Below are 15,337 nucleotides of genomic sequence, written 5' to 3' on the forward strand. Positions count from 1 at the left end.
AATCTGCTGCTCGCGGTCTTCGGCGTCGGGCCCGCCGCATATCCGGGCTGCGATGTCTTCAGCTGCCTGAACTACCCGTTGGCACCGCCGTTCGCTGATACCCCGCCGGGCTGCGTCATTCAAGCCTGCCTCGGTCCGGACCCGCGCACACCCGGCATCCGCTGAATCACAAGCCGAAGAAAGGGATATCGCCTTCCTGCACCCCGTGTGCGAAGAAACGGTCCGGCGAGACGGCGCCGAACCGGGTGAAACGGCCGACGATGCGATCGCTTTCGAGATTCAGGGCGATGCCGAGGGCCGCCGGATTCCGCGGATTGGTTTTTCAATGGATTCGGCTGGCGCACAACGCTTTCCACACTGCCTCTCACACCGGCGGCTCCGCCGCATGTCGAATGTTCGATAGCCCAATGCGGCGAGGTCCCAGGTTCACCCGGGTTGACGAGAGGGCCGGGCGCCACGCAGGATCGATCGCGAGATGGACGATTCATGCTGGTAAGGCTATTGGGTCCGGTGATGGTGGAGGCCGCGGACGGGACAAAGACGTCAGTCGGTGGGCCTCGGGTGCGGGCATTGCTGGGGTTGCTGGCGCTCGAAGCCGGGCGCGTGGTGGCGGCGGCACGGCTGGTGGACGGAGTATGGGGGGAGAACCCACCGGCGGGGACCGGGAATGCGTTGCAGACCTTGGCGAGTCGGTTGCGCGCGGCGGCACCAGGGGCGGTGCGGAATGACGGGGGCGGGTATGTGCTCGAACTCGCGCCCGAGGACGTCGATGTGCATCGGTTCACGCGTGAGATCGAGGCGGGGCGGGCATTGCTGGCGGCCGGTGCGGCCGAACGAGCCATCGCGTGCTTCGATGCCGCGCTCGCGTTGTGGCGCGGGGAGCCGTTGATCGATGCGGGGGAATCGGAGGCATTGCGCGCCGCGGCACTGCGATTGACAGAGAAACGGCTCGAGGCAGTCGAACTGCGAGCGGACGCCTTTCGAGCCCTGGGCCGAGGGGGCGAGGTACTGGGTGAGCTCCGCACGGAAGCAGCGGCACATCCGTTCCGGGAGACGCTGGCCGCACGACTGGTGCGGGCGCTGGCGGCAGCGGGACGAACATCCGAGGCGATACAACAGTTTCAACGAACCGAGACCCTCTTACTGGACGAGCTCGGCACGACACCCGCCGAGGTGCTGCGCTCGGCCCTGGCCGAAATTCACACGAACACACCCCGTAATTCCGCAGTCGACAAACCTGCCATCGAGACGACGCCCGGACCGGGTCGAACGGGAGTTACGGCAGCATCCCGGACCAGCGTGTCATCAAAGGTGTCCGCGCCGCTGCTGCCCAGGCGGTTCACCAGCTTCGTCGGACGCGGACGCGACGTGGAAGGAGTGGGACAGGCGCTGCGCGAGGCCCGACTGGTGACACTGTCGGGTGCCGGGGGTGTGGGGAAGACCCGGCTGGCCGCCGAGACGGTCGGGTCGCACGCCGAGGACTGGGCGGACGGTTGCGCTTTCGTCGAACTCGCCGCACTCGATTGGGAACGCGCCGACCGGCCGGCCATGAACGCGGTCGGAGTGGCGATAGCGAACGCGCTCGCTCGGTTCGAGCGACCCGACGAACTGTCCACGGAATGGGCCGATGTACTGGAGCGGACGCTGTCCGGCCGCCGAATGCTGTTGGTACTCGACAACTGCGAGCATGTCGTGGAGGCGACCGCGCGCCTGATCGACGATCTGTTGCAGCGGCTGCCCTTGCTGCGGGTGCTCACCACGAGCCGGGAGCCGATCGGCGTGGACGGCGAGCGACTGTATCCGGTCCGGAACTTGGACCTGCCCGAAGCCGACGCGGGTATCGTGGCGGTCACCGCATCGCCCGCGGTCCGGCTGTTCATCGACCGCGCCACCGCGGCACTCCCGGATTTCGCACTGTCGGAGAGTAATTCCGCGGATATCCGCGCCATCGTGCGCAGCCTGGACGGCATGCCGCTGGCTATCGAACTTGCCGCCGCTCGCCTGCGGAGCCTGCCACTGCCGGACCTCAGCGCGCGGCTCACCGATCGCTTCCGGCTGCTCACCAACAGTACTCGCCACCCGGTCCCGCGCCATCGCACCTTGCACGCGGCCGTCGCCTGGAGCTGGGGACTGCTCACCGATGCGGAAGCCGCGGCAGCCCGGCGTTTTTCGATTTTTGCGGGCGGCGCGACCTTGGACGCCATCGCCCGGGTGTGTGGTCCGGACGCCATCGACACGGTCACCTCACTGGTGACGAAGTCGTTGGTGGACTTCGATGGACAGCGCTATCGAATGGCCGAGACCATCCGAGCCTATGCGACAGCGGAATTGACCGCCGCCGGCGATGCGGACGAGGTCGCCCGAATCCATGCCGACTGCTTCCTGGAATTCGCTGACGCCGCCGCCCACGGATTACGCACTGCCGCACACCCCGATTGGCTCGCGCGGCTCATCGCCGAACACGGCAATTGCGAAACCGCGCTGCGGTGGGCGCTGGACGACGGCGACGGTGAGCGTGCGGTTCGCCTGTACGCGAATCTCGTCTGGTATTGGCTGCTGCGCGGGTTGCATGGCGACATCTCCGAACGCCGCCGCGAGGTCCTTGCCCTGCTCGGCGACGCACCGCCGCCGGGGTGCACCGGGGCCTATCTGGCCTGTCGGTACGCCGAGGAGCTGCCAGCGTACTTCACCAACATCTGGTGGGGCCAAATACGGGAGAACACCGGGCAATTCGAGCGGCTGACCCGCGCGGCCCTCACCGAGGATCGGCCCCCGCACCCGATGTTCGTGCTCATACTGGCGCTGCGTGACCTGCTCGGCGACGAAGACAGCCTGTTGACCGCGTGCACCACCTCCGATGATCCATGGCTACGCGGAAATGCGCTCATAGCACGCGGTTTCGACGAACTGGGCGGCAACCATCCGGCCCGCGCCCTGCCCACTTTGGAGGCGGCGCTGACCTGCCTGAGCACGCACGGTGACGCTCGGTCACACAGCCGCGCCCTGATCTCCCTGGCCAGCTACCGGACCCGGATGCTCGGCCTGGACAGCGCCCGCCCGCTGATCGCGAGCGCGCTGGAACTGCTCAGCGCCGACCTGGGCGCCGGTGAGCGCATGGGCGTGCTGCTCTTCGCGGCGGAGATGTACCTGGTCGGCGGCGATACCGACAGCGCCGCAACCCATATCGACCGGGCCGAGGCTCTGATCACCCCGCACATCATTCCCGCGCCAGGGCGCTTCCTGGCGGCGACGCAGGCGCACCTGGCCCACCTGCGCGGCGACAACGACCGCGCGATGGAACTGTACCGGCGGATGTCCGAGCAGCCGCTCCCCGCCGGTCCGCCACCCGCCGGACGCCACGATACCGTCCGCTTCGTGAACCTGGCCTTCGTGAGCACCGCGCACGCGGCGGCCCTGGTCGCGGCGGGGCGGCCGGACGACGCGTTGCGAGAGCTGGCCATGCCCCGCGATCTGGCCGCCCAGACCTCGGCGGCGCTGCTGGCCGAGGTCGGTATCGGATACGCCCTGGTTGCTCTGGCGAAGGGTGCCTCGGGGCGCGCGGCCCGCATTCTCGGCGCCACCGACCGGATCAACCGGAGGGCCGGGGTGATCCGCATCGGCCCGTTCCGGCGGCGGGCGCTCGACCAGGCGGAAGCGGCGCTCGGCCCCGCGCGCCTCGGCGCGGAATTCCTCGCGGGCGCCCGGCTTCCGGACGAGGCGGTGCTCGAACTGCTGCGTACCGTTCGCTGACAACGACTGTCAGCGAACGGTACGGGCAGCACTGGATGCTCGGGACGCGTATCCCACCGATCCAGGAGTGTTCATGTCCGTTCCCTCGAACACGGAATCAGTTGTTTCCGTGCGTGGTTCCCGCCGGCTCGGCGAACGTCTCGGTACGGCCGGCGCCGTACTGGGAGCCGGGTTCATCATGTCCGTCGGCGGCGGTTATCTGCTCGCCCCGCAGCGAATGGCCCCGGAGTTCGGCCTCACCGACGGTGATGCCGACGGCTTCCTGAACGTCAAAGGCGTCCGCGATGTGGTCACCGGCCTGATCCCGCTGGCTCTGCTCGCGGCCGGGCAGCGCCGCGCCGTCGGCGTCTCCCTGCTCACCATCGCCGTCATCCCGACCGGCGACATGCTCACCATCCTGGTGCGCCGCGGCTCCACCGCCACCGCCATGAAGGTGCACGGCCTCACCGCCGCCCTGGTGGCCGCCACCGGCGCGCTGCTGCTGCGCCGTGAAAACCGTTGAGCGCCCGATGAAGACGCTGTTCAATACCGCTCACATCTATATGATCATCGGCCTGATCGCCGGGTTCTACTACCGCGAGATCACCAAGGCCGAACATTTCACCGGGCAGTCGCAACTCGGTGTCGTGCACACCCACGTGCTGGCGCTGGGCATGCTGTTCTTCCTCATCGTGCTGGCCTTGGAGAAGCAGTTCACGCTCAGCGCCCGGAAAAGGCTGTACGCCTGGTTCTTCTGGCTGTACAACATCGGCCTGGCCATCACCATCACGGTCATGACGCTGCACGGCACCCGCACCGTGCTGGGCAAGAGCAGTGGTGAGGCAATCGCGCTCGGCGCGGGTGTGGGCCACATCCTGCTGACCGTCGGGCTGATCCTCTTCTTCATCACCCTCGGCAAATCCATCGACGACAGCCGAACACCGCGCACCGCCGCGGTATTCGCCGAACAGGAGGCATCATGAACATCGGCCAGGACAGCGCGCTGTGGACGCGGGACGCGGTCTCGCTCGCGGCGCTGATCGCCGAGGGCGCGGTCACCGCAGCCCAGGTCGTCGAGGCGCATCTCGAGCGCATCGAGCAGGTCGATTCCGAAATCGGCGCGCTCACCACGGTATTCGCCGAAACCGCGCGCGCGGAGGCGGCCGCAGCCGACCGCAGGGTGCCGACCGGGCCGCTGCACGGGGTTCCGGTCACCATCAAGAACAACCTCGATGTCGCGGGCAGCCCGACCACCTGGGGCGTGGCGGCCTTCGGACAGGCCGTCGCGGCAGCGGACGCACCTGCGGTGTCCGCTCTGCGGCGAGCCGGGGCGATCGTCATCGGGCGAACGAACATGCCGGACTTCGCCACTCGTTGGCACACCGACAACGACGAGGCGGGCCCGACGGTGAATCCGTGGAACCCGACTCGCAGCCCTGGCGGTTCCAGCGGTGGTGACGCCGCCGCGGTAGCGGCGGGCATGACACCCCTCGGCCTGGGCACCGACTTCGGCGGTTCACTGCGCGTACCCGCCGCGTTCTGCGGAGTCGCCTCCCTGCGCACCACGCCCGGCCGGGTGGCGGTGGCCTCGAGCCTGTCCGGGGCCGCACCCGCACCGACGAACCAATTGTTCGCGGCACCAGGGCCGTTGGCGCGCACCGTGCGCGATCTGACGACCGCCTTCGAGGTTCTCAGCGACAGCGCTGACCTGCGCGATCCCGGCTGGATTCCGGTGCGTGACGCGACCGATACCGCCCTGCCCGCGGTGGCCGTCACGCTCGGTGACGATATCGATCCGCAGGTGCGGGCCGCGCTACTCGGCTGCGCCGACGCCCTCGAACGCGCGGGATATCCGGTAGCCGAACTGGATCCGCCGCAATTGGGCGAGGTGGCGGCGGACTACGGCCGATTGGTCTCCACCGAGGTGGTGGTCCAGCGCCGCGAAGCCATGCGGCGAGTCGGCAGCGCCGGACTGAACACCTTCATAGACGCGGCGATCGACCTGTTCCCGCCGCTGGATCTGGCGGGCTATATGACCGCGCTGGGTGAGCGCCTCACCCGCCGCGCGGCCTGGTCCCGCTTCCTCGCGGAGCATCCGATCGTGCTCGGCCCGGTCTCGGATGAACTGCCCTGGCCGGTCGACTACGACCTCGGCGGCACCGCACAAGTCGCGACCATGTATGCGGCGCACCGCCTCACGATCGCCGCCAACTACCTGGCCCTGCCCGCGGTCACGGTCCCCGCGGGCGTCTCGGCCGAGGGTCTTCCCATCGGGGTCCAGTTGATCACCGCCCCATTTGCCGAGCGCCGCGCGCTGACTGCCGCCGCCCATATCGAAGCGGCCTTTCCGATGCCCACACCCATCTCCCCGGCAACCGACCCGGCCACCGGGGACCCTGCCCGGGGCCGGGCTCCGTCCAGTGGCTCGGGCACGACGCGGTGAACATTTTTGTAGCGAAGGGAATCCCAATGTCACACAACACATTGCGATCCGCCGTGCGCGGGCGGGTACTGCTGCCGGGTGACGAAGAGTTCGATACGGCACGGACGCCGTGGAATCTGAATATCGACCAGCAGGTCGCGGCCGTCGTGCACGTCGAAGACGCGGAGGATATGGCCGCCGTGGTCGGCTACGCGCGTGACGCGGGCCTGTCGGTGACCGCTCAGCCCAACGGCCACGGCGCTTCCGGTGATACCGCCGGCACCATCCTGGTGCGCACGCGCCGGCTCGATCGGATCGAGGTGGATCCGTCGCGTCGGCGTGCCCGCGTCGGCGCGGGAATCAATTGGGGCCAGGTACAGGCGGCCGCCGCCCCACACGGCTTGACCGGGCTGGCCGGAAGCTCCCCGGTGGTCAGCGTTGTCGGCTATATCCTCGGTGGCGGATTGTCGTGGTTCGGCCGTAAATATGGTTGGGCCGCCGACAGCGTCCGGGCTTTCGACATCGTCGATGCCGACGGTCATCAGGCCCGGGTCACCGCGGAATCCGACCCGGAGCTGTTCTGGGCATTGCGCGGCGGCGGCGGGGATTTCGCACTGGTGACGGCAGTGGAGTTCGATCTGTTCGCGGCTCCGGCCTTGTTCGGTGGTCTGATCGCCTGGCCGGCCGAGCAGACCGAGGCGGTCCGTGATGCCTTCCAGGACATCACCGATCACGCACCGGCCGAGCTCACGGTCTGGCTCAATCGGCTGGAGCTGCCGCAGGCTCCGCCGGTCATCGCGATCGCCGCGGCCTACCTGGGCGAACCGGCGCGCGGACGGGATCTGCTGCGGCGGCTGGACACTATCGACGGCATCCTCACGGATACGCGTCGGGAATTGTCCCCGGCCGAATTGGGCGCCATCGTCAACGAGCCCACCGCCCCAGGCCCCGGACTGCTGCGAACCGAGCTGCTGACCGCGCTGGACGAGAGCGCCGCCGAGATTCTGCTGCACGCGCCGATCGATCCGCTGATGGGCATCCAGATCCGGCAGCTGGGAGGTGCGCTCGCCGAGCCCACCCGAGGCGCGGTTCCGCCGTTCGCGGCGCCCTACGCACTGTCTCTACAGGCCACCGGCTCGGACCCCGACACCGTCGCCGCGGTACACGTCACTCAGAAGCGCATCATCGCCGATCTGGGCGCGCGCGTCAGCGGCCGCAAACCGTACACCGTCCTGTCCGCCGGCGACAGTGTCGCAGAGGTTTTCGACACCGACACCTTGGACCGGCTGCGAAAACTCAAGCAGGCCCACGACCCACACGGCGTATTCCGCGCCAACTTCCCGATTCCCCACTGAACCTTCGGTTTCGAGCCCGAGGTCAGGCAGGGAATCCGTTGGTGTCGAACTGCTTCCGTTATTCGGGCCGGAACGGTGGTGTCACGGCGGCGCTTCGGCGTGGACCGCGGTTTGCGGGCAGACCGGAGTACCGTCAGGATGTCGACGGTGGCCGCCAGCCGTCTGAGGTTGTGCTGGCGGCCTCCCCCGAGAAGGCTGGTCTGCTCGGCGCGCACCTGGTCGGTCAGCTGGCGAAGCAACTGCTCGGATGCCACACCGTTCGTGCTGGCGAGCTCATCGGCCACCGTCGCTGTTCAGTATTTGTACCAGTCGTAACGGGCGTTCTCGGGCGGGTATCCCCGGTGCTCACAGGTCCAGAATCCCGCCGGGACACCGAACGATCCTGGTTCACGGATCTGCTGGCCTTCGTTGTCCTTGCTGCACGGCTTGGTCGGTCTATCTGCCGGATGCAGCAGCGGCACGATCGCCGCGGGCGCGGCAGCCAGGACCGTGCCGTCCGGCACCCGTGCCGCCGCCGAGCCGGCCATGCCGAAGCCCAGCACGGTGAGCGCGGCCACGGATCCGATGACAGTGGCAGATGCAAAGCGCGAACTCATGACGACTCTCCCAACTTTATGTTGCCCCAGGCGTATGCCCAGGCGGGCGCCACGTCGAATGTGAGGCTTGCCGGTCAGCATCCATGTCTTCGGCGGGACCGGTCCCGGACCGTGCCTGGTGGACTCCGGTCATGAAGATTCAGTCAGTCGTCCATCGTCGTGTCGCCATGACGCTCACCGCCGTCGCCGTCGCCTGCGGGGTTGCTGCCGCAGTAGCCACCCCGGCGTCGGCGGGCGAACCCGGAGAATGTGACCCACTGTGCGGCATCATCGACAACACGGGCGCTGTGGCGATCGGCGTGTTCAACAGTTTGGACCGTCCCGTGCCCGGCTACCCGGACACCGACGACTGGGAACACTACGCCCGAACCCACCCGCAGACGGCGTCAGCGATCTGGGATTACTGGTCCACACATACCGATCCGGACGGCATGACAGCGAAACTGTTGCCCAGCCACGCCGACTCACAGTCTCTCGGCCCTCGATTCGAGGACACCGACGGCTTCTATCTCGGTCCAGGTATGCGCGCGATCGTCGACGTCCCCGACATCTCCCACACCTGTGTGATCGGCCCGACCTACTTCAAGGTCTCCAGTCTGTCGCCAACAGTTAGTGTGTACGCCGGACCGAGCGTGTGCTGAGGGGCGCTACGTATCACGCTCGGAAAGCATGCTTCAGCCGGAGCAGGGCGGCTGGTAGCGCGCCACCCGGCACTGCGGAAAGGCACATTGCGTAGCGGATCGCAGTGCCGGGGCTGAGGCCGCATACCTCGGTCAGCGTCGAGGCCCGAAGGGGGCCACCATCAGCTCGCTGCAGTTGCTGGATCTCGCACCGGCTTTCGCGCGGGCCGTGGGAATCATGGCGCGCTGCAGCCGAACTGATCTCCCATGCGCCACCGGCGCAGCCGAAGTGTCGGCCGGAATGCTCGTGCCCACGGCGTGTGCGGAAGGAGGCCGACCGGCCATCAGTTCAAGCGTGCGCCGTTTTGCCGCCGTCGATGACCAGCTGCGCCCCGGTCAGGTATGGATGCTCACTGGAGGCCAGGGCGAGTGCGAACGATGCGATCTCCTCCGGGGTGGCGAGCCTGCCCAGGCCGGGCACATTCGTTTTCGCCCACTGTTTCATCGCCACCTGATAGGCGTCGTCGGGGAGGTTGCCGATGGGGCTGGCATTGCGCACCAATTCGGTATCGGTGGTACCGGGGACGAGTGCGTTGACGCGAATTCCGTTGCCGGCGTAGTCGAGGGCGGCCGATTGCACCAGGCCGACGAGGCCGCGCTTGCTGGCCGTGTACGCGGTTCGACCGGCGTCGGTGGCAATGGCGTTCGAGGATGAGGTCACCACGATCGTGCCGCCGCCAGCACGGATCATATGCGGGAGTTGGTATTTCATCGCCAGGAAACAGCCGCGCAGGTTGGTGTGCAGCACCCGGTCGAATTCTTCGGTGTTGTACTCGTGCAGTTTCTTCTGAATGGTGATGCCGGCGTTGTTGAAGGCGACGTGCAGGCCGCCGTACTTGTCGACGGCCGCGTCGACGAACTTGCGGACGTCGTCCTCTACGAGCACATCGGCGTGGAAGTAGGTGGCTTCGCCACCGGCGGCTCGGATATCGCGCTCCACTCCGTGTCCGCGCTCGACCCTGCGGCCACAGAACGCCACCCGGGCGCCCTCGGCGGCAAATAGTTTCGCCGCGGCGGCGCCGATGCCGGAGGTGGCGCCGGTGATCACCACGACCCGGTTCTCGAAGCGGCGTCGGCCCGCGGGCTGGAATCGGGGCGGATTGGAGTCGGTACCAAGCGTCACACCGGTGGCCAGTCCGGCGGCACCGGCTGCGATACCGGTCGCGGCCACGGCGCCGAGCAGTTTTCGGCGACTCGGCTTGGCGGTGGAGTTGTGGGGAGCGGTGGCATCGTCGGTCATGGGTTCACTCTCGCGAATTTCGGTGCGCGGCGGATCGAACCGAAGGCCCGTTTCGGTGGCCTCCGGAACGAGGCGCCTCCTCCGCTGGCAGGAGACCAGTGGCCGCCGGTAGCGGGCATAATGTGCGCGCAGTGGATTCTCCGGGTGCGATGCGCGACACAGATGCGCCCGGCAGGCTGTTCTCGGTGTTGTCGATGCCCGGCGACAGGTCCGGAATTCGGTGTCCCGCAAAGGATTCCATTCGCGGCCGACGGACAGCGGCACAATGCTCGCCGTGCCTGCGGCGGATGTCGGGTACCTACTCAGCGCACTGAGTCGACGTTCTGTTCGGCGGCGTCGGTAGGCGTGGAGCAGTGGCCCGAGAGCCGCACCGCCCGAAGACACAATGCCAAGCCTGCGACGACGATGAGCAATCCGGTGACGGTGCACAGCCCGCCGATGGCGACATACACACCGCGAGCATCGCCGCGACATCACTGAGCAATAGGCCGATATCCGGAATATGGGTGTGGTGGTCGATGACGTCGGATTTCCAGCCAGAGCGCCATGGTCGCCTGGATCGCGCCGGTGAACAGCGCGCGCACGCGCCGCATCCCGTTGTCCGGATCCCGCACGATGTCGCGCACTTTGATGGCCAGGACAGTGACGCGGGCGAACGCTGTGGGCACGATGAGGAGAATCGGGGCGGAGGTCACAGTGAGTTGTCCAAGCGCTGGACTATGTCGGCGATAGCCGGATCGGCAGCGACGGTGACCGGCTGGCTCGACCGGTGCGCGCGCTGAAGGAGCAACGTCGCCGTCATCTCCGCCTCGGCCTCCTGTTCGGTCGATCCGCAGGATCGGGCCAGAACCTGTCCCTCGATCTGATGGTCGATGTGCACGAACAGGCAGTGCCGTCGGTCATCGCCGATCGGCTCACCTGTGTGACCGAGAAGTAGATGGGCGAGTTCGTGGAAGATGATCTGCTGGCGGTGAATCGGACTGGCGGACTCCTCGTAGATGACGGAATGTCCGCGTTCGTCGGTGATCAGCAATCCGAGTGGACTAGCGGGCGGCAAGGCCATCGGGATCAGTTCGATCCGTCTGCCCACATGACTCTCCAGACGCTCACACACTTCGCCGATACCGAAACGAGCTGGTAGCCAGAGCGTGTCGATTCGCCGCTCGCAGCGCTTGCGCAAATCAGTAGTCCGCATGGCAGTCCTCGCTCGGTTGAATCTTCGCGCTACTGGTCGCCGGACGGGCCTGCGGGGGCTCCCTGATCGCGGGCGACCGCGCCAGCAACCTCCTCGTTGCGGAACTCGCGACCGTCCGGCCTGCGCACGACGTCGAACAGATGGGTCAATTTCGCCGCCGACATCGACGCTGTTTCGTCCACCGATCACCTCCCCGTCAACTGAAATGGTTGCAAACCATTATCACTTGACGACCGTTGACAGGACCTGCCAGGCGTGGCAATAATCAGGCGCATCAACTGATGTGAAGGGGATTTGACCCTGACCATCACACATGTTGACATGCTGGCAGATGCGTTATGTCGTGGTGAGAGGACCGGCAGTGGGCAGGAGCCACATCGGAAGCCGATCATCGCCGGGGTCCTCGGTTCACCGCAACATTGCTCGACACCGGCGCGAAGAGGCCACAGCCCTGGCTGTCCGCCGAATACAACACAGTCCCGGCACTGCGGCAGGTGGAGACCGGCCGCAGCGCGATTCGCCGGTGCCGATCGAGAACTTCTCCGGTCTCCCCCACCTCTGTCGCTGGGCGATCCCGCTGTCACCGGACCACGGAACCGTGTCGGTCGGTTACGAACACCGCCGGTCCCATCGACTCCGATAGTGAATTTACCCGCAGCGAGAAGACCGGATGACGAATCACACGATAGTTGGCTCCGATGCAAGAAGGATTACATGAATTTCAACACCTTTCGGACGGATGGCGTAAATCCGATCGGATGGAAAGTAATAGGTAGCAATCAGCCCGGTCGGCAACACATCGGCGCAGTGTGTCGCATCGAGGTGTGGCGATGAAGGATTACTCCGAGCAGATATTGAGTGGCGAGGGCGATAACGACTATGCCCGTTACATGCGTACCGATCGACTGCTGGATCTGCAGCGTCGCTCGGGCGATATGGTGCACCGTGACGAGTTACTATTCCAAATAGTCCATCAGTCGACCGAGTTGTGGCTAAAGCTGGCCTGCGTAGAGTTACGCAAGGCGGCCGACGATATCGACAATGGCGATCTGAACAGTGCAATCGCATTGTTGACCCGAGCATCTCTGGCAATGAGGCTTATCACCGATCAGTTGGAGATGATGCACCATCTGTCACCTTGGGACTTCCAAACGATCCGTACCGTTCTCGGCCACGGTTCGGGATCCGATTCTCCGGGCTGGCTTTCGGTGCGGCGGGATAGTCGGACTATCGGGAAATCCTTCACCACGTTCGTGCAGAATCGAGGCATCGACCTTGCCGAAGTATATCGGGCCGGGCAACAATCCGAAATACACCGCCTGGCCGAGGCCCTGATCGAATGGGACGAACGGGTATCTTTGTGGCGGGTGCGGCACTTCAAAATAACCGAACGGTTGATCGGACATCATGCCACCGGCACACAGGGCACGCCCGTGGCAATGCTGACCAAACTGATCTCGCGCAGGTTTTTTCCTGAACTGTGGGAGATCAGAAGTTTCCTTACGGAGACCGGCCCGATGGCGCAGCCGAATGCCGATCCTATCCAGGAAGTTCGGAGATGAGTAGTCTGCCGATGTCTCCCGAGGCATTCCGATCGCACTTTCCGATGCTGCAACGCGCAGTGCATCTGGCTACTTGCAGCCTTGGGGCTCGTTCGGTGGAGCTCGACCGCGCCCTTGCGCGGATGCTGGAGGAGATGACCTGCGCCGGCGCAGCGTGGGAAGCATTCGAGAACCAGATCAGTGTGGCACGAAGTCGATTTGCGGCACTGATCGGTGCGCGGGTCGACCAAGTGGCGGTAGTTCCCAACGCATCGATCGGCGCCTTTCAGGTCGCCTCTACTCGGAGCTGGAAAACTCGCCCTCGTATCGTCACCACAACAGCCGAATTTCCGTCTATTGCCCATGTCTGGCGTGCCCAGCGGCAATGCGGCGCCGAGGTTGTAGACGCCGGTCATACGTTGGATAGCTTCACAGCGTTCATCGACCGAACAACCCGCTTGGTTTCGGTGCCTTTGATCAGTTATCAGCACGCCGTGCGGCTGCCGGTCGTAGAAGTGGTCCAGGGTGCGCACGCGGCTGGTGCCGAAGTCTTTGTCGACGCATATCAGGCGGTTGGTGTGGATCCCGTAGACGTCGGAAGCCTCGGCTGCGATTACCTCGTCGCGGGTACTTCGAAGTACTTACTCGGCTTGCCCGGCTTCGCTTTTCTCTACGCCCGAGCGCCCGAACATTCCGACCGGATGCCGACTTTGACAGGATGGTTCGGTCGAGTCGATCCGTTTGCTTTCAACTCCTTTCAATTGGATTATCCGGCATCGGCGACTCGATTCGAAACCGGTACACCGGCCGTGCCGGCAGGCTATGCCGCCGTGGCTGGGCTGCAGCTTGTCGGTGAGCTGGATCTCGCACTCGTTCGCCATCACGTGTGGCGCCTGGGCGAACTGGCTCGCGAGCAGTTGAGCGCGCAAGGTGAGTGCGTGCGCGCCATCCCGCTCGAGCACCGTGGCGCACATATCGGAATTATCGACGCCGACCCGGCCGGACTCGCTCGCCGACTGGCCGGACATGACATCGCGGTCAGCCCGCGCCACGACGTGGTAAGGGTGTCATTTCACTATTACAGCAATGTCGAGGACATCGCCGCCTTATGCGCAGCCCTGCGCGAGATCCGACGCCGTTCTGAATTTTCTTTTGCATCGACAGAAGGGCTCTGATGTCCACCGCTGAACTCATGTCGTGGTTATGCGTGCCGGCCGCTGAACGATTCCCCTACCACGCGGTCCTTCGCGGGTATCACAGTGTCGGTAAGCACTTCGTCCCCACCGACACATTGGAACTGCTCGACCAGGCACGCGCGGTACTGCCCCGGCTCGGTGGACCTTGGCCCCCCGTACGACTCCTTGCCGCATTTCTGGACTGTGCGCTGGATAAACTGGACAACCGATATGACTATCCGACTTACCTTGCGCTGCGGCTGCTCGAACTGCCCGCCATCGATGACCCGATAGAGCAGGCGCTATTCGCGCGGTCTCGGTGTGATCGGCGCACGGTGCAACTTCTCGCGGATGTTCTGACCTTCGAACTAGCCGCGATGCAGGACCGGGCCACCCTGCTGCCGACGATGCGTCCGCCACGGAATGTGGTCGACAAGCGGATTCGGCATGGATTGCGCGCGATCCAGCCAGCACTGGCACGACTGGCGCTGGACCGAGGGTTGACCGACGACGAGCCAGTCAACCGGGCGCGACAAGTCAGCGCACTCGTGCACGCCGATATGTCCTTCGCGGAGCGGCGTGTGCTCGAACTGAGTATCCTTCCGGTCTACACCATGCACGACGAGTACCTGTTTCTTCGGGTGCTGCAGACTTTCGAAACAACCTTCACGCTGCTGGCCATGCACCTGCGCGGTGCCGTGGCAGCACTGGCCGCCAGCGAAGTGGGCCGGGCGGTCTACTTCATCAGCAATTCGACGACTGCGCTGCGCGAGGCGGCACCGCTGTTCTCGATGCTTGCCACGATGCAGATAGAGTCCTTCCGGACTTTTCGTCAGTTCACCGAGGGCGCCAGCGCGATCCAGTCGCGAAGCTACAAGCTCGTCGAGTCGCTGTGTCGGCGCCCGGACGGCGAGCGGGTCGACTCGCCCGCATACCACTCGGTGCCTGAGGTGCGCGACCGGGTTCTCGCCGGTCAGGAATGCACGCTCGACGATGCCTACACCAGTGCGAGCCGTTCAGGCGACATCGCCGGATCCGAACTGGCACGGCTGGCAGAAGTGATGGCGGACTTCTCGGCGGCTCTGCTCCGCTGGCGCACCACTCATTATCGACTTGCCGTCCGCATGTTGGGCGGTGCCAGTGGCACGGGATATACCGAGGGCACCCCCTATTTGGCGGCCTCGCGCACGATTCCGGTTTTCACCTCCGTCGAGCCCACCAGCAACGTGGCTCCCGAGAACCCGATTGTGGTCTGACCCCTCGATCCACCGACACGATTGGGTCACCGAATTCTTCGCGCTACCGGTCGCCGGACGGGCCGCCGGGCAGTCGCTCCAATCGGCGAAAACGGTTGATCACGTCGGTGACCGCCGCGAGACTCTCGGCGGACAGCCCCGCCGCCCG

General features: G+C 65.8%; 15 protein-coding genes. 9 read left to right on the forward strand and 6 right to left on the reverse strand.

Annotated elements, in window-relative coordinates:
* Positions 1-486 precede the first annotated feature (486 nt).
* From AB0L58_RS42565 to AB0L58_RS42585, 5 genes are all read left to right on the forward strand, one after another.
* Entirely contained in the window at positions 487-3,750 is a 3,264-nt protein-coding gene (locus AB0L58_RS42565; RefSeq protein ID WP_364397294.1) for a BTAD domain-containing putative transcriptional regulator, read from the forward strand.
* Positions 3,751-3,823: 73 nt separating this feature from the next.
* On the forward strand, positions 3,824-4,252 hold the full coding sequence (locus AB0L58_RS42570) for a DUF4267 domain-containing protein (RefSeq protein ID WP_364397296.1): 429 nt from the start codon (positions 3,824-3,826) through the stop codon (positions 4,250-4,252).
* 7 nt (positions 4,253-4,259) lie between these two features.
* Positions 4,260-4,712 (forward strand): DUF2871 domain-containing protein, encoded by a 453-nt coding sequence (locus tag AB0L58_RS42575; RefSeq protein ID WP_364397298.1) that lies wholly within the window; start codon positions 4,260-4,262, stop codon positions 4,710-4,712.
* Positions 4,709-6,172 carry an amidase family protein gene (locus tag AB0L58_RS42580; RefSeq protein ID WP_364397300.1) on the forward strand — a complete coding sequence of 488 codons (1,464 nt, stop codon included), beginning with the start codon at positions 4,709-4,711 and terminating at the stop codon, positions 6,170-6,172. The genes AB0L58_RS42575 and AB0L58_RS42580 overlap by 4 nt, the downstream gene beginning before the upstream one ends.
* 26 nt (positions 6,173-6,198) lie before the next feature.
* Positions 6,199-7,506, forward strand: a complete 1,308-nt coding sequence (locus tag AB0L58_RS42585) for an FAD-binding oxidoreductase (RefSeq protein WP_364397302.1) — start codon at positions 6,199-6,201, stop codon at positions 7,504-7,506.
* Positions 7,507-7,799: 293 nt separating this feature from the next.
* Here the strand turns inward: AB0L58_RS42585 and AB0L58_RS42590 are convergent, their stop codons facing one another.
* A complete protein-coding gene (locus AB0L58_RS42590) occupies positions 7,800-8,102 on the reverse strand; it encodes a hypothetical protein (RefSeq protein ID WP_364397305.1) in 303 nt (100 codons plus the stop codon).
* A gap of 131 nt (positions 8,103-8,233) precedes the next feature.
* Between AB0L58_RS42590 and AB0L58_RS42595 the strand changes: the two genes are divergently transcribed.
* Entirely contained in the window at positions 8,234-8,743 is a 510-nt protein-coding gene (locus tag AB0L58_RS42595; protein ID WP_364397307.1) for a hypothetical protein, read from the forward strand.
* Between the two features lie 328 nt (positions 8,744-9,071).
* Here the strand turns inward: AB0L58_RS42595 and AB0L58_RS42600 are convergent, their stop codons facing one another.
* From AB0L58_RS42600 to AB0L58_RS42620, 5 genes are all read right to left on the reverse strand, one after another.
* Positions 9,072-10,022 (reverse strand): SDR family NAD(P)-dependent oxidoreductase, encoded by a 951-nt coding sequence (locus AB0L58_RS42600; RefSeq protein WP_364397310.1) that lies wholly within the window; start codon positions 10,020-10,022, stop codon positions 9,072-9,074.
* Between the two features lie 302 nt (positions 10,023-10,324).
* Positions 10,325-10,474, reverse strand: a complete 150-nt coding sequence (locus AB0L58_RS42605; protein WP_364397313.1) for a hypothetical protein — start codon at positions 10,472-10,474, stop codon at positions 10,325-10,327.
* Between the two features lie 21 nt (positions 10,475-10,495).
* A complete protein-coding gene (locus tag AB0L58_RS42610; RefSeq protein WP_364397316.1) occupies positions 10,496-10,690 on the reverse strand; it encodes a hypothetical protein in 195 nt (64 codons plus the stop codon).
* Positions 10,691-10,713: 23 nt separating this feature from the next.
* On the reverse strand, positions 10,714-11,217 hold the full coding sequence (locus AB0L58_RS42615; RefSeq protein WP_364397319.1) for a hypothetical protein: 504 nt from the start codon (positions 11,215-11,217) through the stop codon (positions 10,714-10,716).
* 29 nt (positions 11,218-11,246) lie between these two features.
* Entirely contained in the window at positions 11,247-11,399 is a 153-nt protein-coding gene (locus AB0L58_RS42620; protein ID WP_364397322.1) for a hypothetical protein, read from the reverse strand.
* A gap of 648 nt (positions 11,400-12,047) precedes the next feature.
* On the opposite strand from AB0L58_RS42620, the gene AB0L58_RS42625 reads away from it, so the two are divergent.
* From AB0L58_RS42625 to AB0L58_RS42635, 3 genes are read left to right on the forward strand one after another with little or no spacing between them, the layout of a single operon-like run.
* Positions 12,048-12,779 (forward strand): tryptophan 2,3-dioxygenase family protein, encoded by a 732-nt coding sequence (locus AB0L58_RS42625; RefSeq protein WP_364397325.1) that lies wholly within the window; start codon positions 12,048-12,050, stop codon positions 12,777-12,779.
* Positions 12,776-13,933, forward strand: coding sequence for an aminotransferase class V-fold PLP-dependent enzyme (locus AB0L58_RS42630; RefSeq protein ID WP_364397328.1), 1,158 nt, complete (start codon positions 12,776-12,778; stop codon positions 13,931-13,933). Before AB0L58_RS42625 ends, AB0L58_RS42630 begins: the two co-directional genes overlap by 4 nt.
* Positions 13,933-15,189, forward strand: a complete 1,257-nt coding sequence (locus AB0L58_RS42635) for a tryptophan 2,3-dioxygenase (protein ID WP_364397331.1) — start codon at positions 13,933-13,935, stop codon at positions 15,187-15,189. Before AB0L58_RS42630 ends, AB0L58_RS42635 begins: the two co-directional genes overlap by 1 nt.
* The last annotated feature ends 148 nt before the right edge of the window (positions 15,190-15,337 follow it).

This window comes from Nocardia sp. NPDC052112 (genome assembly GCF_040680135.1).
Lineage (GTDB): Bacteria > Actinomycetota > Actinomycetes > Mycobacteriales > Mycobacteriaceae > Nocardia.